The organism is Streptomyces sp. Ag82_O1-12, from assembly GCF_900182715.1.
Taxonomy (GTDB): domain Bacteria; phylum Actinomycetota; class Actinomycetes; order Streptomycetales; family Streptomycetaceae; genus Streptomyces; species Streptomyces massasporeus.
This window is the reverse complement of sequence record NZ_FXUW01000001.1, coordinates 3,935,443-3,957,942: the sequence shown is the minus strand read 5'-3', so window position 1 is coordinate 3,957,942 and position 22,500 is coordinate 3,935,443. Positions and strand designations below refer to the sequence as shown.

Below are 22,500 nucleotides of genomic sequence, written 5' to 3'. Positions count from 1 at the left end.
GAAAACCGCTGAGAAAAAACTTCGGCGGCGATGTCGAGAACCCGCGTCCGGCTCCGTCCCCGGGGTGAAGGCGGCCAGGATGGGTCGCACGAACACCGAGGAGAACACGATGGCCAAGTACCTGCTTCTGAAGCACTACCGCGGCGCCCCGGCAGCGGTCAACGACGTGCCCATGGACCAGTGGACGCCGGAGGAGATCTCGGCGCACATCCAGTACATGAACGACTTCGCGGCCCGGCTGGAGAAGACCGGCGAGTTCGTCGACGGTCAGGCGCTCGCCCCCGAGGGCGCGTGGGTCCGCTACGACGGTGAGGGGCGCCCGCCGGCCACCGACGGCCCGTTCGCCGAGACCAAGGACCTCATCGCCGGCTGGATGATCATCGACGTCGACAGCTACGAGCGGGCCGTCGAGCTCGCGGGGGAGCTGTCCGCCGCCCCCGGCGCGGGCGGGAAGCCGATCCACGAGTGGCTGGAGGTGCGTCCGTTCCTGACCGCGCCGCCCACCATCCCGGAGTGCACCGTCCATGGATGAGGCACTGCTCCGCCGCCTCACCCCGAGCGTGCTCACGATCCTCGTCCGCCGCGGAGCCGACTTCGCGGCGGCCGAGGACGCCGTGCAGGACGCGTTGATCGAGGCGCTCCGCGTGTGGCCGGCCGACCCTCCCCGGGACGCGAAGGGCTGGCTGGTCACCGCGGCCTGGCGCAAGTTCCTCGACCAGGCGCGGGCGGACAGCGCCCGCCGCCGGCGTGAGGACCTGGTCGACGAGGAGCCGGCGCCCGGGCCCACGCCCGACGCGGACGACACGCTCCAGCTCTACTTCCTGTGCGCCCACCCCTCACTGACGCCCTCGTCGGCGGTCGCGCTCACGCTGCGCGCCGTCGGCGGGCTCACCACGCGGCAGATCGCTGAGGCCTACCTGGTGCCCGAGGCGACCATGGCGCAGCGCATCAGCCGTGCCAAGCGCACCGTCTCCGGCGTGCGGTTCGACCAGCCCGGCGATGTCGCGACCGTGCTGCGCGTCCTCTACCTGGTCTTCAACGAGGGCTACTCCGGCGACGTCGACCTCTCCGCCGAGGCCATCCGGCTCACCCGGCAGCTCGCGGGCACGATCGACCACCCCGAGGTGGCGGGGCTGCTGGCGCTCATGCTGCTCCACCACGCCCGCCGCGCCGGCCGTACCGCGCCCGACGGCAGCCTGGTGCCGCTCGCCGAGCAGGACCGCAGCCGGTGGGACACCGCGGCGATCGCCGAGGGCATCGGGATCCTGCAAGCGGCACTCGTCCGCGACCGACTGGGCGAGTTCCAGGCCCAGGCCGCCATCGCGGCGCTCCACGCCGACGCGTTCACCGCCGAGGAGACCGACTGGGTGCAGATCGTGGAGTGGTACGACGAACTGCTGCGCCTGACGGACAACCCGGTCGTCCGGCTCAACCGCGCGGTGGCCGTGGGCGAGGCCGACGGACCGCGCGCGGGACTGGCGGAGCTCGCGGCACTGGACGACTCGCTGCCCCGCCACACCGCCGTGGCGGCGTACCTCCACGAGCGCGACGGCGACCCGGAGACGGCCGCCCGTCTGTACTCCGAGGCGGCCCGCAAGGCTCCCAACCTCGCCGAACGCGACTACCTGACCCGCCAGGCGGCCCGCCTCAACGCCGACCGGCGCCGTTGACGGGCCGCACGCGGCAGGTCACTTGACGGTCAAAGGAACAGGGTGCACCTCGTCCGCCATGTGCCCGGCCCGCTCGTGAATGCGCTGGACCGCTTCGGCCGAGGGCGCCTCGGAGAGGCAGTAGACGTGGCCGGACTCCGGGTCCGCCCAGGCCATCTCGAAGTGGACCTGCTCGTCCTTCTCTATGGCGAGGTCCGCGTTGTGGGCCTCACGGAGCTGTTCCGCCGTGATGCCTTTCATGCCGCGATGGACATCCATGAACTTTGGCATGCCGCGCGTCTCCTTCCCGGCACGGCGCCGGCCAGCGCCGCCTTGCCTCCTCCCATGCTCCGCCCGCACGGCCAATGGGGCGACCCCACGCCGTAGGGCCCGGCGAGACCGCCGGGCCCTACAGGTCGTACGAACGACAACGCGTCGGCGTCAGCCGCACTGACAGGGGCTGCCCGACTGGCACCCGCAGCCGCAGCCCGAGCCACAGCCGCACGCGGCGATCAGGGGAAGGCTCCTGATCTCGGCGGGCTGCTCGGTCTCGCGCTGCCGGGCGGGGTCGGGCGTCGTACTGGGGGATTCGGCCATGGGTCCCTCCTCGAGGCTGGTGCCTGTGCCCATTGGATGCCCGTTCCGCTGGGCGCATCAACGGCGCATTGAGGCGCCCACGCGCCCCAGCCGACCCCCGTCCGCCCCCGGCACCCGCCCCGGTCGGCGCCCGGCACTCGCCCCGGTCGGCGCCCGGCACTCGCCCCGGTCGGCGCCCGGCACTCGCCCCGGTCGGTGCCCGGCACTCGCCCCGGTCGGTGCCCGGCACTCGCCTCGGTCGGCGCTCTGCACCGGCCTCGGTCGGCGCCCCGCTGCTCCCGCCCCGGTCGGCGCCCGGCACTCGCCCCGTCAGGCGCTCTCGGCCTCCGAAGCCGCCTGGATCTCCGGCTGCGCGTCGCTCTGGAGGGCGTCCGCGTGCTCACCCGTCACCAGGTACACCACGCGCTTGGCGACCGACACCGCGTGGTCGGCGAACCGCTCGTAGTAGCGGCCGAGCAGCGTGACGTCCACGGCCGTCTCGATGCCGTGCTTCCAGCGGTCGTCCATCAGGTGCTGGAAGAGGGTGCGGTGCAGCAGATCCATCTCGTCGTCGTCCTGCTCCAGCTGGAGCGCCAGGTCGACGTCCTTCGTGATGATCACCTCGGCGGCCTTCGCCATCAGACGCTGGGCGAGCTGGCCCATCTCCAGGATGGTGGCGTGCAGGTCGCTCGGGACCGCGCGGTCCGGGTAGCGCAGGCGCGCGAGCTTCGCCACGTGCTGGGCGAGGTCGCCCGAGCGCTCCAGGTCGGCCGACATCCGCAGCGACGTGACGACGATGCGCAGGTCCGTCGCCACCGGCTGCTGCCGCGCCAGCAGGGCTATGGCCCGGGCCTCCAGGTCGTGCTGGAGCTCGTCGACCTTCTGGTCGGCCTCGATGACGGCCTCGGCCAGCTTCAGATCGGAGTCGAGCATGGCGGTCGTGGCGCGCCCGATCGCCGACCCGACCAGCCGGGCCATCTCCACCAGGCTGTCGCCTATCGAGTCCAGTTCCTCGTGGTACGCGTCCCGCATCAGGCTTTCCCTCTCGTGCGTCTGTGTCGGGGGTTCATCGGGCCGGGGCCCGCCGAAAAGCCGGGGCCCACCGAACAACCGGCGGTACGACCGTCGTATGACCAACGGTCCGAACCCCACGCTCCCACGTTCCGCCCCGTACGCGTCCGTTTCCGTCATCCCAAATGAACCAACACTGGCTCCAAGGTGAACTCTGGGCGACGAGTGTTCGAGCTCGCACCCCGACGGCTGTGGAGGGAGCCCGAGCCATGCCTAACCTGGGTGCATGGACGTGAACGCGGCGGTTGCCGCAGTGGCAGCGATCGCCGGGGTGCTCACCGGCGTCATCGCCGTGCTGGCGTTCCGATGGAGTGAGCGCGAGCAGAAGCGCCCCACCCGTAGCTCCCTGCACACCGACGCGGTGCTCCCGCCGGGCGTGGACACCGTCCTGTCGGTCCTCAGGTCGTCCGCCGTCGTCCTCGACGAGGCGGACGCCGTGGTCAAGGCCAGCTCGGCGGCGTACGCCCTCGGCCTGGTCCGCGGCGGCAAGCTCGCCGTCGAGCCGATGCTGCAGATGGCCCGGGACACCCGCCGGGACGGCGAGATACGCCAGGTCGAGCTCGACCTGCCACGGCGCGGCACCGGACGCGGAGAGGCCCTGGCCGTCTCCGCGCGGGTCGCGCCGCTCGGCTCCCGGCTGGTGCTGCTGCTCGTGGAGGACCTGACCGAGGCCCGCCGCATCGAGGCGGTCCGGCGCGACTTCGTCGCCAATGTGAGCCACGAGCTGAAGACGCCGGTGGGCGCCCTCTCGCTGCTCTCCGAGGCCGTGATGGACGCGTCCGACGACCCCGAGGCCGTCGAGCGGTTCGCCGGGCGCATGCAGATCGAGGCCACCCGGCTGACCAGCCTGGTGCAGGAGCTCATCGACCTCTCACGGGTGCAGAACGACGACCCGCTGGAGGACGCCGAGCCGGTCCGCGTCGACGAGCTCGTCGCCGAGGCCGTCGACCGCTGCCGGCACCAGGCCGGCGCCAAACAGATCACCATGGCCGCGGGAGGCGCCGCCGACCTGCGCGTCTGGGGAAACCGCGGCCAGCTCGCCGCCGCCCTCGGCAACCTCGTCGAGAACGCGGTCAACTACTCGCCCGCCCGCACCCGTGTCGGCATAGCGGCCCGCAGTGTGAACGCGCCCGGCGGGGACCACATCGAGATCGCCGTCACCGATCAGGGCATCGGCATCTCCGACAAGGACAAGGAGCGCATCTTCGAGCGCTTCTACCGCGTCGACCCGGCCCGCTCCCGTGCCACCGGTGGTACGGGACTGGGACTGGCGATCGTGAAGCACGTGGCCGCCTCGCACGGCGGGGAGGTCGCGGTGTGGAGCGCCGAAGGCCAGGGCTCCACCTTCACCCTGCGGCTGCCGGAGGCCGGTGCGGCCCGCGACCGCGCACATCAGCAGACCGCCCGACACGAGCGCGCAGGAGGCGTGGGCCTCGACGAGGAGGCCGGGCGGTCCACCCCCACATCCCCCGAATCAACCGCGTACGAAACGCTTCCCGCCCCGGAGGTCCTTCCGTGACCCGAGTGCTCGTCGTCGAGGACGAGGAGTCCTTCTCCGACGCCCTGTCGTACATGCTCCGCAAGGAGGGCTTCGAGGTCGCCGTCGCGACCACCGGGCCCGACGGACTCGACGAGTTCGAGCGCAACGGCGCCGACCTCGTCCTTCTCGACCTGATGCTGCCCGGCCTGCCGGGCACCGAGGTGTGCCGCCAGCTGCGCGGCCGTTCCAACGTCCCCGTCATCATGGTGACCGCCAAGGACAGTGAGATCGACAAGGTCGTCGGGCTGGAGATAGGAGCCGACGACTACGTCACCAAGCCGTTCTCCTCGCGCGAGCTGGTCGCGCGCATCCGTGCGGTGCTGCGCCGCCGCGGTGAGCCCGAGGAGGTCACCCCGGCGGCCCTGGAGGCCGGTCCGGTCCGCATGGACGTCGACCGGCACGTGGTCACCGTCGGCGGCACCAAGATCGACCTGCCGCTGAAGGAGTTCGACCTGCTGGAGATGCTGCTGCGCAACGCCGGCCGCGTCCTGACCCGCATGCAGCTCATCGACCGCGTCTGGGGTGCCGACTACGTCGGTGACACCAAGACCCTCGACGTCCACGTCAAGCGGCTGCGCGCCAAGATCGAGCCGGACCCGGGTGCCCCGCGCTACCTGGTGACGGTCCGCGGTCTCGGCTACAAGTTCGAGCCGTAGACCGGCCGCGCACGTCGGTGGAGAACGAAGGGCGGGACCTCCCCTCGGGGAGGTCCCGCCCTTCGTGTTACTCGTTCGAGGACCGGCTCAGTGCCCGGCACCCGCGCTCGCCGAGGCCGCGTCGGTCGGCGTGCCGGACGCCTCGTGGCCACCCGGCGTCTCACCGCCCGCGGGGCTCTCCGGCGCGCCCGAGGCACCCTCGGCCGGGGAGCCGGTCGGCGACCCGGACGGGGACGACGAGGCGCCCGGCGCGGCCGGGACCTCGGACGGGCCCCACTCCTTGAAGTAGTGCTCGGCGGGGACGACGAACGCGCGCAGGCTCACGGCACCCGTCTTGCTGAGGGTGAAGGTGACCTTCTGGGCGTTGCCGTCCTGCACGGCCTCACGGCTGCTCGGCAGCATCGCCGTGGCGTTGTCCTTGCCGCCCAGGATCAGCGAGCCGCCGGGCGGGATGCTGAGGCTGCCGCCCTTGGCGGGCTTGAGCTCGGCGGTCTTGCCGGTGCCGGGGAGGGTGATGGACTCCAGCGTCTCGGCGCTCTTGCCGGAGTTGAACAGGGTCGCGGAGACCGCGGCCGGGCCCGTCGACTCGAGGTCGGGCTGCGTGATGACGATCGCGTTCTGGACCTTGATGTCGCCTACGTGCGTGGCCGCGTTGTCCGGCTTGATCTCCAGGGTCTGGGCGTTGTGGCCGGCGCCGCACGCGGCGAGCGAGGCGATCGAGAACGCGGTGACGACGGCGGCGAGGGCACCGCGTCGAAGGCTGCTGCTCACGGCGGCGGCAACTCCTTGACTCGAGCGGAGCGGCCGGAAAAGCCGCCCTAAGTGTCTGTCAGCGGGCCTTAGGTTACCGAGCCGTCCTCGTCCGGCCGCACCCGACCCCCCGTCACCGGCGATCCCACCTGAGTCACCCATGACTCCCGGGTCACATTGACGCGGTGCTCGTCCGGCATTCACATAAGAGTCCCGGGGAGTACCGCAAATGTTCCGTGAAGGAATGCGCGGAGCACCTCGGAATTGATCATCGGCGACCCGCCGGGGTGGCTGGTGATCAATTCCGGATTCGACCGGAACCCGGCTCGGGCCTCCGAACGGAGTAGCGGAAGTCGATCATGCGGAACCGGACATATGGGGATGTTCGGCCTTCTGGAGGATGCTCCGGATGCGTGTAACGTACGCGTTTCGCTCACCCCGGAGAGCCGCTCCCACCTGCGAATACCTTCTTCCACTCCCTGTCCGAAGCACGTTCCTGTTGGAGTTGTCAAGCCCCGAGATATGCCCTGACCTGCGAAAACGCCATTCAGAACCCGCAGTTTCCGTGTTACTCTGGATAGCCACGGAAGGGGTACCTGTCACATGACGTTCAAGGTTGGCGACACCGTGGTCTATCCCCATCACGGGGCCGCGCTGATCGAGGCTATCGAAACTCGCCAGATCAAAGGCGTGGACAAGACCTACTTGGTGCTGAAGGTCGCCCAGGGCGACCTGACGGTACGTGTGCCAGCGGACAATGCGGAGTTCGTCGGCGTGCGTGATGTGGTCGGTCAGGACGGGCTGGACCGGGTCTTCGAGGTGCTGCGCGCGCCGTACGCCGAGGAGCCCACGAACTGGTCCCGTCGATACAAGGCAAACCTGGAGAAGCTCGCCTCGGGCGATGTCATCAAGGTCGCGGAAGTGGTGCGTGACCTGTGGCGTCGTGAGCGTGAGCGTGGACTCTCCGCCGGTGAGAAGCGCATGCTCGCCAAGGCCCGCCAGATCCTGGTGAGCGAGCTGGCCCTCGCGGAGAACACCAACGAGGACAAGGCCGAAGCTCTGCTCGACGAGGTTCTCGCCTCCTGAGGCGAAGCCGGTCGCTCAGCGCTGTGCTGATGAAGGCTGCCGCTGATCAAGACTGCTGATCAAGCGCGCGCCTGCACATCGAAATGCCGCGGTGCCCGATGACGAATTCCTTGTCGCCGGGCGCTGCGGCATGTTCATACCCTGATGCCGATGCACCGCCACCCCGGGATGTGTTATCACTCACGCCCCGGTTGTTCGTCTGGCGTGCCGGGCCCGGGCAGCCGGCTCGACCGGCGTCACGGAAGGGTCCGGTCGAGCGCGTCGCGCCCGGCACTCCTCCAGGCCATACCCACGCCAGGCCAGCACACAAACCTGACAGGAACCGATGTCTGACGATTCGCGTCCCTCGCCGCCCGCAGGCCCCTCCACGGCCCGTACGGCGGCCGTGATCCCGGCCGCCGGCCGGGGTGTCCGGCTCGGCCCGGGCGCCCCCAAGGCACTCCGCGCGCTGGGCGGCACCCCCATGCTGATCCACGCGGTCCGGGCGATGGCCGCCTCCCGCGCCGTCTCCCTGGTCGTCGTCGTGGCCCCGCCCGACGGCGCCGCCGAGGTCAAGTCGCTGCTCGACGCGCACGCGCTGCCCGAGCGGACGGACTTCCTGGTCGTCCCGGGCGGGAGCAGCCGCCAGGAGTCCGTGAAGCTCGGCCTCGACGCGCTGCCGCCCGGCCACGACATCGTGCTGGTCCACGACGCGGCCCGGCCGCTGGTGCCGGTGGACACGGTCGACGCCGTGATCGAGGCCGTACGGGACGGCGCACCGGCCGTGGTCCCGGCGCTGCCGCTGGCCGACACCGTCAAGCAGGTCGAGCCCGCCGGCACCCCCGGCGAGCCGGAGCCGGTCGTCGCCACGCCGGAGCGCTCGCTGCTGCGGGCGGTGCAGACCCCGCAGGGCTTCGACCGGGCCACGCTGGTGCGGGCGCACGAGACGGTGACCGGCGAGGTCACCGACGACGCCGGCATGGTCGAGCAGCTCGGCCTCACCGTCGTGGCCGTCCCCGGTCACGAGGAGGCCTTCAAGGTCACCCGCCCCCTGGACCTGGTCCTCGCGGAGGCGGTCCTGGCCCGCAGGAGGCTCAACGATGGCTTCTGACCAGCCTGTTCTGCCCCAGGTCGGCATCGGCACCGACATCCACGCCTTCGAGGAGGGCCGCGAGCTGTGGTGCGCCGGCCTGAAGTGGGAGGACGCGGGCCCGGGCCTGGCCGGCCACTCCGACGCGGACGTCGTCGCCCACGCCGCCTGCAACGCCCTCTTCTCCGCCGCGGGTCTCGGCGACCTCGGGCAGCACTTCGGCACGGGCCGTCCCGAGTGGTCGGGCGCCTCCGGAGTCACCCTCCTTACCGAGGCCGCGCGCATCGTGCGCGAGGCGGGCTTCCGGATCGGCAACATCGCCGTACAGGTGGTGGGCCCCCGTCCGAAGATCGGCAAGCGTCGGGACGAGGCCCAGAAGCTCCTGTCGGAGGCGGCCGGGGCCCCGGTGTCGGTGTCGGGCGCGACGACGGACGGCCTGGGCTTCCCCGGCCGGGAGGAAGGGCTGATGGCGGTGGCCACCGCGCTGGTCGTGCGCACCGGCTGAAGACAAGGGCCCGGGGCGTTCCCCTTGCCAATGTCACGAATATGTGCGCCCCGGGGTGAAGGTCCTGATGCACACCCCGGGGCCCACTACCCTGGAGTGGTGACTATTCGCCTGTACGACACCAGCGCCCGGCAGATCCGTGACTTCTCCCCGCTCCAGCCGGGTTGCGTCTCGATCTACCTGTGCGGTGCCACCGTGCAGGCCGCCCCGCACATCGGGCACATCCGTTCCGGGCTGAACTTCGACATCATGCGCCGCTGGTTCGAGTACCGCGGCTACGACGTCACGTTCGTGCGGAACGTGACGGACATCGACGACAAGATCATCTGGAAGGCCGGCGAGCAGGGCCGCCCCTGGTGGGCCATCGGCTACGAGAACGAGCGGGCCTTCAACGACGGCTACACCGTGCTCGGTTGCCTGCCGCCCAGCTACGAGCCGCGCGCCACCGGCCACATCACCGAGATGGTCGAGATGATGCGCGGCCTCATCGAGCGCGGGCACGCCTACGAGGCCGACGGCAGCGTCTACTTCGACGTCCGCTCCTGGCCCTCCTACCTGGAGCTGTCCCGGCAGGACCTCGACGAGATGCGGCAGCCCGCCGAGGAGGGCATCACCGGCAAGCGCGACCCGCGTGACTTCGCCATGTGGAAGGCGGCGAAGCCCGGGGAGCCGAGCTGGGAGACGCCGTTCGGGCGCGGTCGCCCGGGCTGGCACCTGGAGTGCTCGGCGATGGCCCACAAGTACCTCGGGACCGCCTTCGACATCCACGGTGGCGGCCTCGACCTGGTCTTCCCGCACCACGAGAACGAGATCGCGCAGGCCAAGGCCTACGGCGACGAGTTCGCCCGGTACTGGGTGCACAACGCCTGGGTCACCATGAGCGGCGAGAAGATGTCCAAGTCGCTCGGCAACTCGGTCCTGGTCAGCGAGATGGTCAAGCGCTGGCGTCCCATCGTGCTGCGCTACTACCTCGGCACCCCGCACTACCGGTCGATGATCGAGTACAGCGAGGAGGCACTGCGCGAGGCCGAGTCGGCGTTCGCGCGGATCGAGGGCTTCGTGCAGCGCGTGGTGGAGAAGGCCGGCGTCGTCGAGCCAGCCCCCGAGGTGCCGCTCGCCTTCGCCGAGGCCATGGACGACGACCTGGGCGTGCCGCAGGCGCTCGCCGTGGTGCACACCACCGTCCGGCAGGGCAACAGCGCGCTGGCCGCCGACGACAAGGAAGCCGCCGTGGCCCGGCTCGCCGAGGTCCGCGCGATGCTCGGCGTGCTCGGCCTCGACCCGCTGGACCCCCAGTGGGCCGGGGAGGGCGACCGCGGCGAGGACCTGCACGGCGTGGTCGACACGCTCGTCCGCATGGTCCTCGACCAGCGCGAGGCCGCCCGGGCCCGCAAGGACTGGCCCACCGCGGACGCCATCCGCGACCAGCTCGGCCAGTCCGGCCTGGTCATCGAGGACGGCCCGCAGGGACCGCGCTGGAGCCTCGGCCCCCGCTGAGACGAGCCCCACGGGCTGATCGACTGTGCCGCCCGGGCCTCCGGGCGGCACACTGCATAGACGGAACAGACATACACAGTCGTACGGACGCAGTCGTGCGTACGCATCACCTCACGGAGACGAGTAGCTCAATGGCCGCGAACAACCGCCGCATGTCCGGCAAGAAGGGCGCGCAGGTCGGCAGTGGCGGCCAGCGACGCCGGGGCCTCGAAGGCAAGGGCCCGACCCCGCCCGCCGAGATGCGCAAGGGACACAAGAAGAACCGCGTCGCCAACGCCAAGGCGAAGCAGGCCGTCCGCCGGCCCACCGTGCGCGGCCGGGGCGGCAAGGGCACGTCCGAGCTGGTCGTCGGGCGCAACCCGGTCCTGGAGGCGCTGCGCGAGGGCGTCCCGGCCTCCACCCTCTACGTCCAGCAGTTCATCGACAACGACGAGCGGGTGCGCGAGGCCCTCCAGGTCGCCGCCGAGCGCGGCGGCATCAACCTCATGGAGGCCCCGCGTCCCGAGCTGGACCGGATGACCAACGGTCTCAACCACCAGGGCATGGTGCTCCAGGTCCCGCCGTACGAGTACGCCCACCCCGAGGACCTGGCGTCCGCCGCCTACGACGACGGGGTGGACCCGCTGATCGTCGCCCTCGACGGCGTCACCGACCCGCGCAACCTCGGCGCGGTCGTCCGCTCCGTCTCCGCCTTCGGCGGGCACGGCGTGGTCGTCCCCGAGCGCCGCGCGGCCGGCATGACGGCCGGTGCCTGGAAGACGTCCGCCGGTACGGCGGCCCGCACCCCGGTCGCCCGTGCCACGAACCTCACCCGGGCGCTCGAGGCGTACAAGAAGGCCGGCATCACGGTCGTCGGCCTGGCCGCCGACGGGGAGTCCGAGATCGGTGAGCTTCCGGCGCTGGACGGCCCCGTCGTCATCGTCGTGGGCAGCGAGGGCAAGGGACTGTCCCGGCTGGTCGGGGAAACCTGCGACCACCGGGTGCGGATCCCCATGCCGGGTGGCGCCGAGTCGCTCAACGCCGGTGTGGCGGCGGGGATCGTGCTGTACGAGGCGGCCCGCCGACGCAGCTGAACAGGCGTCCGGAACTTCACCCGTACGGGGTAATTCCGGTGTCATTGGCGCGACGAGGACAAGCTTGACGGGGTCCGGACAGATCCGGCGGGTCAAAGCAGTGTCCTAACGTGACGTCACTCGGTTAGATGAGTGTGGACACCAGAACACCCCGCACACCCACGGGGGACCGCTCGTCGGGACTCGACGACGCTCCCGCGCTGAGCATGGTGAAGGTGCCGAGCGACCCGGCGCAGGTCATCGTCAATCACGCGAGTTTCCGCGTGCAGTTGGGCGTATCGACGCGTCGCGTCCAGTCCCCCCGGGTCGCACGGCATCTGACCGCCACCGAGGACACCGCCCGCATCCCCCAGGTGGGGGGCGATGCGGACGGGGCCACCGCCCGCCGCCGGCCCGTCGTCTGGAGCGGCAGATCCGCCCCCGACGACACCGGGGCGCACCGGCTCCTGCAGGCCGTGCGGCACGAGAGCGTCCGCCACGCCGACGAGTCCGCCTCCGACACCGGAGCCACCCAGGTCATCTCCCGCGTGGGACCGGGCTACGACAGCCCGGGCTACCAGGGCGCGGGCTACGGCGGCGACGGTTACGGCGGCGACGGCTACGGGCACGACCTCGCTCAGACCGTCGAGACCCCGGTCGTCGGCCCCCAGCGCACCCACGAGCCCGCCGACGGCACCCGGCTGCTGCCGCCCATGCGTACCGTCGGCAGTGCCTACGACGAGCCGGCCTACGCGGACGACGAGTTCGAGGAGTCCGCCACCGACGCGGACGACATCGGCCGGACCAAGCGGCACGGCCGGCACGGCGACGACCCGGCCCGGCACGCCTACTACCCGGGCCGCCGGATGAACCTCGGCGTCGTCCTGCTGCCGTTGCGCGTCTTCCTCGGCTTCATCTCGATCTACGCCGGCATGGGCAAGCTGTGCGACCCCGTCTACTTCGAAGGCGGCAAGCGCGGCTCCATGGTCAAGTGGCTCAACACGCTGCACCCGTGGGAAGTCGCCGAGCCGCTGCGCCAGTTCGCCCTCGAGCACCCGGTCGGCGCCGGTCTGGTCATCGCCTTCGCGCAGGTCATCGTCGGCGTCCTGACGGTGCTGGGCTGCTGGCAGCGCGTCGCCGCCTGCCTGGGCGCCCTGCTGTCGGCCGCGCTGCTGGTCACGGTCAGCTGGAAGAGCGTCCCCGTCTACGAGACCCCCGACATCATCTATCTCGCCGCCTGGTCGCCGCTGATCATCGCCGGCGCCCCCGTCTACTCCGTCGACGGCCGCCTCGCCGGCAGCGCCTGGCGCCGGCTCGGCCCCCGCGCCGACATCTGGGACCTGCGCCGCTACGTGCTGCGCCGCGGCGCCCTCGTCACCGCCATCGCCACCGGCATCACCCTGCTCGTCGGCTCGCTGCTCGGCGGCGCCGTCCGCGACGCCGACCGGGTCGTCGTCCCGGGCCCCGGCGAGGCCCCGCGCAACGAGCTCCCCGGCTCCCCCCTCCCGGGCGAGCCCGGTAAGCGACAGGACAAGCGGACCCCGTCGGCCTCCTCCTCGCCCACCCAGGGCGCCACGGCCGGCTCGGCGAGCCCCAGCGCGGGCACCACGACCAGGCCGGGCGCCACGCGCGACACCGGCACGGTCACGGGTGGCTCCCCGAGCCAGACCCAGGGCACCGCGGGTCAGGCCCCGCCCCAGCAGCCCACCCCGGAGAACCAGGCCCCGAGCACCACGACCGGCCCCACCTCCGGCGGCACGGCGACGGGCGGCTCGGGCTCGACGGGCGGCTCGGGCACCGGAGGCTCGTCCTCCACCGGCCGCCCGGGCTTGGTGGGCGGCCTCCTGGGCTAGCCCCGCCCAGAACGCCGGAAGGCCCCGCATCACGCAGATGCGGGGCCTTCTCGCGCGTAGGAGACAAGGCTCTTCACGGGGGCGAACGGGCTCGGGGGCAGGGGCCTCAAGGGGCGCGGGGAACTGCGCGACAAGCCACGACGAGCGGTCAGCCGCTGACGGGAAGCAACCGGCCGAGTCGCAGAGCCTGATTGCCCCAGCTCCTTGACGGCGACGGGGAGGCAGGCCCCTCGCCACCCGGCCCAACCGGCGGAGCCCTCAGCGCCCCAGCGCCGCCAGTTCCTTCGCCGCCTCCGTCAGATCCTTCGCCGTGTCGATGGCCCGCCAGTACGACCCCTGGGGAATCGTGAACCCGGCCAGCCGCCGCTCACGGGCCAGATGGGGAAACGTCGTCCGCTCATGGTCACCCCGGTGCGGCAACAACCCGGCGAACTCGGGGGAGAAGACGTACACACCGGCGTTGATCTCGAACGTCGACGGCGGCGCCTCGATGAAGTCGGTGATACGCCCGAACCCGTCGGTCTGCACCGCCCCCCACGGCAGCCTGGGCCGCGCCAGCGCCAGCGTCGCGAGGGCATCGCGCTCGGCATGGAAATCGGCCATGTCCCGCAGCGAGAAGCGCGTCCAGATGTCCCCGTTGGTCGCGTACCAGGGCTGGTCGGGGTGAGGGAGATGCGCCGCGGCGTACTTGAGGCCGCCGCCGCGTCCGAGCGGCTCGGGCTCGACGACCGTCGTGACGGAGACGGGCAACTCGGCCGCCTCCAGCCACTTCTGCAGCACCTCGGCGAGATGGCCGCAGGAGACCACGACGTCCGTCACGCCCTCGTCGGCGAGCCAGGACAGCTGATGGCCGATGATCGGCGTCCCCGTCCCGGGGATCTCGACCATCGGCTTGGGCCGGTCGTCGGTGTAGGGACGCAGCCGGGAACCCTGGCCACCGGCCAGAACGACGGCTTGAACGGGGCGGGACGCGGCGCTCGGATCGCTCATGGACACGAACTGTACGTGGCGTCCCGCCCGGGACAGCGGCCGACGATGGATCTCACGTCGGCCGTAATGGACTTCCCACCCGTCGGCAGGGCGGTGCGCTCAGCTGTGCGCGGCGGCGACGCCGGTGGCGAAGGCGGTGTCGCAGACCGGGCGCGCGTAGGACTGGGCCCGGGTGGGGCCGTAGACGCGGACGGCGGCCTGGCCGAGGGCGCGGGCGATGGACGCGCAGTGCTTCGCCAGCGACGGGCGGCCGTTGACGGCCTGCTGGAGGTGGGTGAGGGCGACGCCCGGGTCCTCCTCCTGCAGTTCGGTCAGCAGCTTGTCGCGCAGGACGTCCTGGGGGGCGCGCTTGGCGACCCGTGGGGAGCCCACGGAGGTGTCCGCGGCGGTGAGCACCGGGTCGGTGGAGTTCCCCGACCAGTTGACTCGGGTGACCGCGAGGGTCCCGGAGAGCACCAGGACGACGGGCAGGACGAATGCGAGGGTGCGGCCGATCCGGCGGGCGGGGCCCCGGCCGCGTCGCGTCTGTTGGTTCATGGAGTGCTTCACGCGTGTGAGGGTAGCGCCCGGTAGTGGTTTGTAGACATTTAGTCACCGGTTCGGGGGATGAGAGAGTGCCACTTTCTGGGTAAGGCGTTGACGCACAACGCTCGAAACGTCCGGTCTGCCGGGGTATTTGTCGACAACGACGAGGGCCCCGCAGCACGCTGCGGGGCCCTCGTGGTCAACCTGGGTGAATTACCCGGGGTTGTGTGTTCGCTGGGTGATCAGTCGGACAGGCGCGCACCGGTCGACGTCGAGAAGACGTGGGTCTCGCCGGAGCGGGGCACGATGTGCAGCTGGCTGCCCTTCTCCGGGACGTCACGGCCGCTGACGCGGACGACGAGGTCCATGGATTCGTCGCCGGTCTTGGCGGTGCCGTAGACGTAGGCGTCGGCGCCGAGCTCCTCGACGACGTTCACGGTGACCGCGAGGCCCTGCTCGGCGTCCGACACCTCGAAGTGCTCGGGGCGGACGCCGACGGTGACGGTCTTGTCGGTGGCGGCGGCGATCGCGTCGCGCTGCACCGGCACGACCGACTTGCCGAACTTCACGCCGCCGTCGGTGATCGGCACCTCGACGAGGTTCATCGCCGGGGAGCCGATGAAGCCGGCCACGAAGAGGTTGGCGGGCTTGTCGTACATGTTGCGCGGGGTGTCGATCTGCTGGAGCAGACCGTCCTTGAGAACCGCCACGCGGTCGCCCATCGTCATGGCCTCGACCTGGTCGTGGGTGACGTAGACGGTGGTGATGCCCAGGCGGCGCTGGAGCGAGGCGATCTGCGTACGCGTGGACACACGGAGCTTGGCGTCCAGGTTGGACAGCGGCTCGTCCATGAGGAACACCTGGGGCTCACGCACGATGGCGCGGCCCATGGCCACACGCTGGCGCTGACCGCCGGAGAGCGCCTTCGGCTTGCGGTCCAGGTAGTCGGTGAGGTCGAGGATCTTCGCGGCCTCCTCGACCTTCTGCCGGATCTCCGCCTTGTTGACGCCGGCGATCTTGAGCGCGAAGCCCATGTTGTCGGCGACGGTCATGTGCGGGTAGAGCGCGTAGTTCTGGAACACCATGGCGATGTCCCGGTCCTTGGGCGGCAGGTGCGTGACGTCGCGGTCACCGATGCGGATGGCGCCGCCGTTGACGTCCTCGAGCCCCGCGAGCATGCGGAGCGAGGTGGACTTTCCGCAGCCGGAGGGGCCGACGAGGACGAGGAACTCGCCGTCCTCGATGTCGATCTCCAGCGCGTCGACGGCGGGCTTGGTGGAACCCGGGTAGATCCGGGTCGCCTTGTCGAACGAGACAGTGGCCATGGTGAATGAACCCCTTCTACCGGCAGGAACGTGCCGGACGATCCGAGTAGGAAGGCGGTGCCACGACGGGTGTTCCGTTGTGGTGTAGTCCACACGTGTGAACTGGCTCAGGACGGTACCTGGCGTTCACACGTCTGTCAGTAGTTCCGGGCCTGTGAACTTCGCGGAAATTTTCGAAGCGGCATGTCACGGCCGCATGGCACGGTGGACAGGCCGTGGCCTACGGCAACGGAACTTCGTGGCTCGGCGTAACGGGCTCTGTGTACAGTGGAGCCGCCCTCGCGCGCGGCAACGCGGCACACGGCACCCGCCTCCTTAGCTCAGCTGGCCAGAGCAACGCACTTGTAATGCGTAGGTCGTCGGTTCGAATCCGACAGGGGGCTCTGGTGAACCCCAGGTCGGATGTGCTCTGACCTGGGGTTTTGTCGTTCAGTTCGCGTGGTGGCGATGCCGGGCGCGTCGGAGGGGCGGCGGCACCGTTCAACGCCCGTGGCCGCGGAGCCGGCGGGCGATCTCCAGCTGGTCGTCGTCGACGGGGCGGCCGTCCTCGATGTCCCACAGGGTGTTCTGGAGGAGGCGGGCGAGGGTCCAGGCCCGGGCGCGGTCGCGGTCCAGGGTGAGGATGTCGGTCATGGCGTCGAAGCGCCAGAGGATGTCGTCGGGGTCGTAGCGGTTGTCGAGGGCTGGCCACAGCTCGAAGCCGGGGTCGCCGGCGAGGGGCTTGGGGTCGATCGCCAGCCAGGGGGCGCGGGTGCTGGCCAGGACGTTTTCGTCGTGGAGGTCCCAGTGGAGGAGGCGGTCGCCCGGGTCGTCCACGACCTCGCGCACGGCGGCCGCGCAGTCGGCGACCAGACGGCGGGCCTCGGGGTCGGGGATGCGGCTGAGGGCCTCGGGGGTCCGGTCGAGCATGCCCTGCGCGATGTCGCCGAGGCTGCGCATGCCGGGCGGGGCCGGGAAGGACGTGAGGTGGGCCAGGAGCTCGGCGATGGTGATCACGGCCTGGTGGGGGTCCGGCAGGTGGGACAGCATGCGGGTCTCGTCGAGACGCTCCAGCAGCATGGTGCCGGTGGGCTCGTCGAGGTCGAGGAGGCGGACGGCTCCGTCGCCGTTCCAGACGCGCAGCGCGACCGGTTCGCCCTCGCTCTCCTCGTCGAGGATCTGGAGCTTGAGGACCGCCGGGGTCCCGTCGGACCTCCGGACGACCGGGACGACCAGGGCGGAGACGCCGTGCATCGGGGGGCCGTCGGGCTTCAGGTCCCAGTGGTCGAGGAAACGGGCCGTCCGCTCGGGCAGCGCGGCGATGAAGGCGCGGCCCGCCTCGCCGTTGAACTTCGCCTGTGATGCCGCCAGTTCCCGGGGAATGTCGATCACTCACGGCACGGTAGTGGGGCGCGCAGGGCGGGGCATGCGAATTTCGCCCCGACTCCCCGACTCCCCGACTCGCCGACTCCCCGACTCGCCGACCGACGACTCGACGACTCCTCGACTCGCCGACTCCGACTCCCGACTCCCCGTCCCTCAGGCCACCGGTTCCGGCATCGGCGTGGCCGTCGGGGTGCCGTGTTTCGGGGCCTTCTTCGTCACCATCAGGCCCGCGATGAGCCCGGCCAGCAGCATGATGCCGGCGGCCCACCAGATGGCGACGGTGTAGCCGTGGACGACGCCCTCCCGCATCACCCGGGTGCGGTCGGACGGGTCGGTGAGGTGCGCGGTGACGTACGTGGCGGTGCTGGTCGTCGCGATGGTGTTGAGGAGGGCCGTGCCGATGGAGCCGCCGACCTGCTGCGAGGTGTTGACCGTCGCGGACGTCACGCCCGAGTCCTGCGGGGCGACGCCCGCGGTGGCGGTGGCGAAGACCGGCATGAACGTCAGGCCCATGCCGAGGCCGAGCAGCAGCAGCGCGGGCAGGATCTCGGAGGCGTAGGAGGAGTGCGTCGTGATCTGGGTGAGGAGCACCATGCCGGTCGCGGCCAGGACCATGCCGGGGACCATCAGCATGCGGGGCGGCACGCGCTGGAGGAGCCGGGCGGAGATCTGCGTGGAGCCGATGATGATCGCGCCCGTGAGGGGCAGGAAGGCCAGGCCCGTCTTGACGGGGGAGTACGCGAGGACGGCCTGGAGGTAGTAGGTCATGAACAGGAACAGGCCGAACATGCCGATCACGGCCAGGGCCATGGTCAGGAAGCAGCCGGCGCGGTTGCGGTCCCGGATGATGTGCAGCGGCAGCAGCGGCATGGGCGCCCGGGACTGCCACCACACGAACACCGCGAGCAGGACGACGCCCGCGGCGAACAGCGCCAGCACCAGCGCGTCGGTCCAGCCCCGGGACTCGGCCTCGCTGAAGCCGTAGACGATCGCGACGAGCCCGCCGCAGCCGAGCAGGACGCCGGGGACGTCGAGGCGGGCACCGGCGTGGCCGGGGCGGTCGTGCAGCAGGGCGAGGGCGCCGAGCACGGCGACGATCGCGATGGGCACGTTGACGTAGAGGCACCAGCGCCAGTTCAGGTACTCGGTGAGCAGTCCGCCGACCATGAAGCCGATCGCGGCGCCGCTGCCGGCCAGGGCGCCGTAGATGCCGAAGGCCTTGCCGCGCTCCTTGGGGTCGGTGAACGTCGTGGTCAGCAGGGACAGCGCGGAGGGGGCCAGGACGGCGGCGAAGGCGCCCTGGAGCGCGCGGGCGCCGAAGAGCATGCCCGCGTTGGTGGCGGCGCCGCCGAGCGCGGAGGCGGCGGCGAAGCCGATCAGCCCGATGACGAAGGTCCGTTTGCGGCCCACCAGGTCGGCGATCCGGCCGCCCAGCAGGAGCAGGCCGCCGAAGGCGAGGGTGTAGGCGGTGATGACCCACTGCCGGTTGCCGTCGGACATGCCGAGGTCGTGCTGTGCGGAGGGGAGGGCGATGTTCACGATGGTCGCGTCGAGCACGACCATGAGCTGGGCCAGGGCGATGACGACCAGGCCCCACCAGCGGCGCGGGTCGGTGTCCACGGGATGGCCCTGTTCGCCTGTCCGGGTGACACTCATCTCGTCAGAAGACCATGGATCCAGGCGGTCTGCATCCGCGGATTCGTCGTCGCTGGTGGGGCGTCGGGTCATGGCTCCAGAACCACCTTTCCGACCGTGCCGCGGGTCTCCAGCGCGCGGTGCGCGGCCGCGGCCTCGGCGAGCGGGAAGCGCTGCACGGCCGGGGTGAGCCGGCCGGCGGCGGCCTCGGCGAGGGCGCGCAGTTCGAGGGTGCGGACGGGGTCGGGCCCGCCGGCCTTCCCCAGCATGACCGGGCCGAGGACCTGCTCGGAGAGGCCGTCGACGAGGTAGGGCCCGCCGTCCCGGATGCCCTCGCCGGACCAGCCGAAGACGATGTGCCGGCCGCCGGGGCCGAGGAGGCCGACGGCCTCGCGGGCGATGTCGCCGCCGACACCGTCGAAGACGACGGTCGCGGTCCGGCCGCCGAGATGCGCACGCACCTTCGCGGGCCAGGCGGGGTCCTTGTAGTCGACGGCGAGATCGGCGCCGCCCGCCTGTACACGCGCGGTCTTCTCCGGCCCGCCCGCGAGGCCCACGACGGTCGCGCCGGCGTTCTCGGCGTACTGCACGAGAAGCGTGCCGATGCCTCCGGCCGCGGCCGGGACGATCACCACCGAGTCGGGGCCGAGCTCGGCGAACTGGAGGATGCCCATCGCCGTACGGCCCGTGCCGATCATGGCGACGGCCTCGGCGAAGTCCAGGTTGCCGGGGATCTCGTGCAGGCGCACGGCCTCGGTGACGGCCAGTTCGGCGTACCCGCCGGGGACGAAGCCGAGGTGGGCGACGACCCTCTTGCCGAGCCAGTCGCCGGTGACGCCCTCGCCCAGGGACTCGACGACCCCGGCGACCTCGCGGCCGGGGATGGTGGGCAGCGGCGTCGGCTCGGCCGCCGGGCCGCCCCGCATGCCCTCGCGCAGGGCGGCGTCCAGGAGGTGGACGCCCGCCGCCCGTACGGCGATGCGGACCTGGCCGGGGCCCGGCCGGGGGTCCTCGACCCGCTCGTGGGTGAGGTTCTCCGGCGGGCCGAAGACGTGCAGCCGGATGGCGTGCATGGCGACTCCTCTGGTTCGGGCGGTGTCTGGTCGGGCGTGCGATGCGACCAGCCTTCAACCTCAAGCTTGCTTGAGGTCAAGCTCGCGTCGTCCGAGGGCCAGGGAGACGGCCGTCAGGGCGCTGGTGAAGGACACCTCCGACAGCACACCGGGTGCCGCGACCTGGTCGCCGGCGAGGTAGACCCCGTCGCCCCGGTCCACGGCCGGCCGGTCGCGCCAGCTGGTGCCGGGTGGATCGACCGCGCCCGTACGGCCGTTCGCCACCGACTCGCGCCGCCAGGTGACGCGCTCGCGCCAGCCGGGGAAGCCCAGGTCGAGCAGCTGCTCGGCACGAGCGGTGCCGTCGGCCTTGGACTCGTGCGGGGCGAGGGGGATCTGACCCTGGATCAGCTGCTCGCCGGCCGGGGCGAGGCCGCGGTCCTGGGCGGTGAACCGCTCCAGCCAGCCGGGCGCGTCCAGGTCGGAGACGACGAAGGCGTCCCCGCGCCGGGTGCGTACGGCCAGGTCGACGAGGGCGGTACGGCCGCTCGGCCAGGTCAGGGAGTCGTCGCCGAGCAGGCGGCGGGCTGCGTCCAGGGAGGTGGCGACGACGACGGGCGTGTCCGTGGGGAGCGTGTCGACCCGGGACATCGTCTCCATCCGGACGCCCAGGTTCCAGGCGCGGGCGGCCATCCGGTCGACGAGGCTCGCCCAGCCGCCGCGCGGGTAGTGCGCCTCGGGCGGCAGCTTGGTGGCGCGGCGCAGCCGCTCCTGCACGAACGCGGCCGACAGCGACCCGGGGTCGTGGTGGAACAGGGCGACCGCCGAGTAGTGGGCGGCGGCCCGGGCCCCCTCCTCGCCCGCGATGTCCGTCGCCCAGGTCAGGAAGTCGGCGTCCACGGGTGCCTGACGGCCCGTCCGGCGCAGCAGCTTCAGCATCGCGAAGGGCGGGGTGCGGCGCAGGACGCCCTGGTGCCGCAGCCGGAGCCGGGCGGCCTCCAGGGGCGGGAGCGGGGCGAGCGGGCCGATGAGGTCGCGCTGCTTGAGCCAGGCCCAGTGCGGGCCGCCGTTGTAGAGGGCGTGCGGGCCCTCGTTGGTGCGGTAGGGGCCGTCGACGGTGCGCGCCCGGCCGCCGAGGGTGTGATGGGCCTCGTGGACGGTGACCTTGGCGCCCGCCTCGGCGGCGGTGATGGCCGCGGTCAGTCCGGCGAGGCCGCCGCCGATGACGGTGATGCGGTGCATGACTGGGGATCTCCCTCGGGTCGGAATCGCCTTCTGCGAGTACGACCGGAGGACGGCCCCGGAATGTGACATCACCGGTGTCCGTGCAGGTCAGCGGCGATTGTCAGAGGCGGGGTGCAGCATGGGGGGCATGGCGAGGAGAGCGGCGGGCGGTACGGGTGTGAAGGGCGCGAGGCGACCGGAGGTGCGGCTGCCGGTGCTGGAGCCGTACGAGGGCGACGGGCTGGAGCCGGACGGGGACTACGACGGGCTGGACTTCCGGGAGGCCGACCTCTCCGGGCAGGACGGGTCGGGCGCCCGTTTCATGGACTGCGCCCTGACGGGCTGCGCGCTGGACGAGACCCGGCTGCGGCATGCCCGCTTCCTGGACTCCACCCTCACCGGCGTCCGCGGCGTCGGGACCGACCTCGCCGAGGCGACCCTGCGCGACGTGGAGCTGACCGATGCCCGGCTCGGCGGGCCGCAGTTGCACGGGGCGGTGCTGGAGAGGGTGCTGATCCGCGGCGGCAAGATCGACTACCTGAACCTGCGCACGGCCCGGCTCAGGGACGTCGTCTTCGAGGGCTGCGTCCTGGTCGAGCCGGATTTCGGCGGCGCCCGCCTGGAGCGCGTGGAGTTCGTCGACTGCGCCCTGAAGGGCGCCGACCTGCACGCGGCGACCCTCACGGACGTCGACCTGCGCGGCGCCGCGTCCCTGGAGATCAGCCGTGGGCTGGACCGGCTGTCGGGGGCGGTGATCAGCACGGCGCAACTCCTGGACCTGGCCCCGGCGCTGGCCGCGCAGTGGGGGATCCGCGTGGAGGGCTGACGCGTCGCCTGTCATGCGGCTTCGGTGAGCTGCGGGCGCGCGGCGGCGCGGACTTCTGTGCCGGGGTCCGCGCCGGGCCCGCCGTCCAGGAGCTTGATGCCGGCTCGGGCGGAGGGCTCAGGTTTTGTACCAGCCCAGCGAGCCGGCTTCCTCCGCCGGGTCGTAAGACCGGTGCGGCGCTATGAGGGGGTGGACACGCAGATGGAAGGCCCGGAGCGAGCGGAGCCGGACTGTCGAGGTCGCGGCTGAGCCGG

General features: G+C 71.8%; 22 protein-coding genes and 1 tRNA gene. 12 read left to right on the top strand and 11 right to left on the bottom strand.

All coding sequences use genetic code 11. The annotated features are described in order from the left end of the window. The first annotated feature begins 109 nt into the window (after positions 1-109). On the top strand, positions 110-532 hold the full coding sequence (locus tag QOL88_RS18050; RefSeq protein WP_097223060.1) for a YciI family protein: 423 nt from the start codon (positions 110-112) through the stop codon (positions 530-532). Continuing rightward, complete coding sequence (locus QOL88_RS18045) at positions 525-1,670, top strand: RNA polymerase sigma factor (RefSeq protein ID WP_097217394.1); 1,146 nt, start codon at positions 525-527, stop codon at positions 1,668-1,670. The genes QOL88_RS18050 and QOL88_RS18045 overlap by 8 nt, the downstream gene beginning before the upstream one ends. Positions 1,671-1,688: 18 nt before the next feature. Here QOL88_RS18045 and QOL88_RS18040 read toward each other — a convergent pair whose 3' ends face one another. The 3 genes from QOL88_RS18040 to phoU all read right to left on the bottom strand — a co-directional run bounded on the left by QOL88_RS18040 (position 1,689) and on the right by phoU (position 3,257). Continuing rightward, positions 1,689-1,940, bottom strand: a complete 252-nt coding sequence (locus tag QOL88_RS18040) for an SCO4226 family nickel-binding protein (RefSeq protein WP_097217393.1) — start codon at positions 1,938-1,940, stop codon at positions 1,689-1,691. A 150-nt stretch (positions 1,941-2,090) separates the two neighbouring features. Further along, positions 2,091-2,246 (bottom strand): hypothetical protein, encoded by a 156-nt coding sequence (locus tag QOL88_RS18035; RefSeq protein ID WP_167345925.1) that lies wholly within the window; start codon positions 2,244-2,246, stop codon positions 2,091-2,093. A gap of 309 nt (positions 2,247-2,555) precedes the next feature. After that, positions 2,556-3,257 (bottom strand): phosphate signaling complex protein PhoU, encoded by a 702-nt coding sequence (phoU, locus tag QOL88_RS18030; protein WP_097217392.1) that lies wholly within the window; start codon positions 3,255-3,257, stop codon positions 2,556-2,558. A gap of 265 nt (positions 3,258-3,522) precedes the next feature. On the opposite strand from phoU, the gene phoR reads away from it, so the two are divergent. Together phoR and phoP are read left to right on the top strand one after the other, a co-directional pair. Beyond that, the gene (phoR, locus tag QOL88_RS18025) at positions 3,523-4,815 is read left to right on the top strand and encodes a two-component system sensor histidine kinase PhoR (protein WP_097217391.1); all 1,293 of its coding nucleotides are present in this window, start codon (positions 3,523-3,525) and stop codon (positions 4,813-4,815) included. A 5-nt stretch (positions 4,816-4,820) separates the two neighbouring features. After that, positions 4,821-5,492 carry a two-component system response regulator PhoP gene (gene phoP / locus QOL88_RS18020; protein ID WP_020271862.1) on the top strand — a complete coding sequence of 224 codons (672 nt, stop codon included), beginning with the start codon at positions 4,821-4,823 and terminating at the stop codon, positions 5,490-5,492. Between the two features lie 87 nt (positions 5,493-5,579). Here the strand turns inward: phoP and QOL88_RS18015 are convergent, their stop codons facing one another. Continuing rightward, a complete protein-coding gene (locus QOL88_RS18015; protein WP_097217390.1) occupies positions 5,580-6,263 on the bottom strand; it encodes a copper chaperone PCu(A)C domain-containing protein in 684 nt (227 codons plus the stop codon). A 582-nt stretch (positions 6,264-6,845) separates the two neighbouring features. Between QOL88_RS18015 and QOL88_RS18010 the strand changes: the two genes are divergently transcribed. The 6 genes from QOL88_RS18010 (at position 6,846) to QOL88_RS17985 (ending at position 13,304) form a co-directional block, all read left to right on the top strand. After that, positions 6,846-7,328, top strand: a complete 483-nt coding sequence (locus QOL88_RS18010) for a CarD family transcriptional regulator (RefSeq protein WP_003953493.1) — start codon at positions 6,846-6,848, stop codon at positions 7,326-7,328. Between the two features lie 325 nt (positions 7,329-7,653). Then, entirely contained in the window at positions 7,654-8,418 is a 765-nt protein-coding gene (gene ispD, locus QOL88_RS18005; RefSeq protein WP_097217388.1) for a 2-C-methyl-D-erythritol 4-phosphate cytidylyltransferase, read from the top strand. Continuing rightward, the gene (ispF, locus tag QOL88_RS18000) at positions 8,408-8,902 is read left to right on the top strand and encodes a 2-C-methyl-D-erythritol 2,4-cyclodiphosphate synthase (protein ID WP_097217387.1); all 495 of its coding nucleotides are present in this window, start codon (positions 8,408-8,410) and stop codon (positions 8,900-8,902) included. Before ispD ends, ispF begins: the two co-directional genes overlap by 11 nt. A gap of 99 nt (positions 8,903-9,001) precedes the next feature. Beyond that, positions 9,002-10,399: a cysteine--tRNA ligase gene (cysS, locus tag QOL88_RS17995; RefSeq protein WP_097217386.1), complete on the top strand. Its 1,398-nt coding sequence runs from the start codon at positions 9,002-9,004 to the stop codon at positions 10,397-10,399. 131 nt (positions 10,400-10,530) lie between these two features. Further along, positions 10,531-11,472, top strand: coding sequence for a 23S rRNA (guanosine(2251)-2'-O)-methyltransferase RlmB (gene rlmB, locus QOL88_RS17990; RefSeq protein WP_031105474.1), 942 nt, complete (start codon positions 10,531-10,533; stop codon positions 11,470-11,472). A gap of 128 nt (positions 11,473-11,600) precedes the next feature. Further along, positions 11,601-13,304, top strand: a complete 1,704-nt coding sequence (locus QOL88_RS17985; protein ID WP_097217385.1) for a DoxX family protein — start codon at positions 11,601-11,603, stop codon at positions 13,302-13,304. A 258-nt stretch (positions 13,305-13,562) separates the two neighbouring features. Here QOL88_RS17985 and QOL88_RS17980 read toward each other — a convergent pair whose 3' ends face one another. From QOL88_RS17980 to QOL88_RS17970, 3 genes are all read right to left on the bottom strand, one after another. After that, positions 13,563-14,294 carry a nucleotidyltransferase family protein gene (locus QOL88_RS17980; protein ID WP_097217384.1) on the bottom strand — a complete coding sequence of 244 codons (732 nt, stop codon included), beginning with the start codon at positions 14,292-14,294 and terminating at the stop codon, positions 13,563-13,565. A 99-nt stretch (positions 14,295-14,393) separates the two neighbouring features. After that, positions 14,394-14,843 carry a hypothetical protein gene (locus QOL88_RS17975; protein WP_030849191.1) on the bottom strand — a complete coding sequence of 150 codons (450 nt, stop codon included), beginning with the start codon at positions 14,841-14,843 and terminating at the stop codon, positions 14,394-14,396. Between the two features lie 218 nt (positions 14,844-15,061). Continuing rightward, positions 15,062-16,144, bottom strand: a complete 1,083-nt coding sequence (locus QOL88_RS17970) for an ABC transporter ATP-binding protein (RefSeq protein ID WP_097217383.1) — start codon at positions 16,142-16,144, stop codon at positions 15,062-15,064. Positions 16,145-16,453: 309 nt separating this feature from the next. Here QOL88_RS17970 and QOL88_RS17965 point away from each other — a divergent pair. Then, a tRNA-Thr gene (locus tag QOL88_RS17965) sits at positions 16,454-16,527 on the top strand. Positions 16,528-16,624: 97 nt separating this feature from the next. Here the strand turns inward: QOL88_RS17965 and QOL88_RS17960 are convergent. The 4 genes from QOL88_RS17960 to QOL88_RS17945 all read right to left on the bottom strand — a co-directional run bounded on the left by QOL88_RS17960 (position 16,625) and on the right by QOL88_RS17945 (position 21,438). Beyond that, entirely contained in the window at positions 16,625-17,515 is an 891-nt protein-coding gene (locus QOL88_RS17960; protein ID WP_097217382.1) for an aminoglycoside phosphotransferase family protein, read from the bottom strand. A 147-nt stretch (positions 17,516-17,662) separates the two neighbouring features. After that, complete coding sequence (locus QOL88_RS17955) at positions 17,663-19,165, bottom strand: MFS transporter (RefSeq protein WP_097217381.1); 1,503 nt, start codon at positions 19,163-19,165, stop codon at positions 17,663-17,665. Between the two features lie 68 nt (positions 19,166-19,233). Next, positions 19,234-20,217, bottom strand: coding sequence for a zinc-binding dehydrogenase (locus QOL88_RS17950; protein ID WP_097217380.1), 984 nt, complete (start codon positions 20,215-20,217; stop codon positions 19,234-19,236). Between the two features lie 60 nt (positions 20,218-20,277). Next, positions 20,278-21,438, bottom strand: a complete 1,161-nt coding sequence (locus QOL88_RS17945; protein ID WP_097217379.1) for an FAD-dependent oxidoreductase — start codon at positions 21,436-21,438, stop codon at positions 20,278-20,280. A gap of 130 nt (positions 21,439-21,568) precedes the next feature. On the opposite strand from QOL88_RS17945, the gene QOL88_RS17940 reads away from it, so the two are divergent. After that, on the top strand, positions 21,569-22,246 hold the full coding sequence (locus QOL88_RS17940) for a pentapeptide repeat-containing protein (protein WP_097217378.1): 678 nt from the start codon (positions 21,569-21,571) through the stop codon (positions 22,244-22,246). Positions 22,247-22,500: the final 254 nt, after the last annotated feature.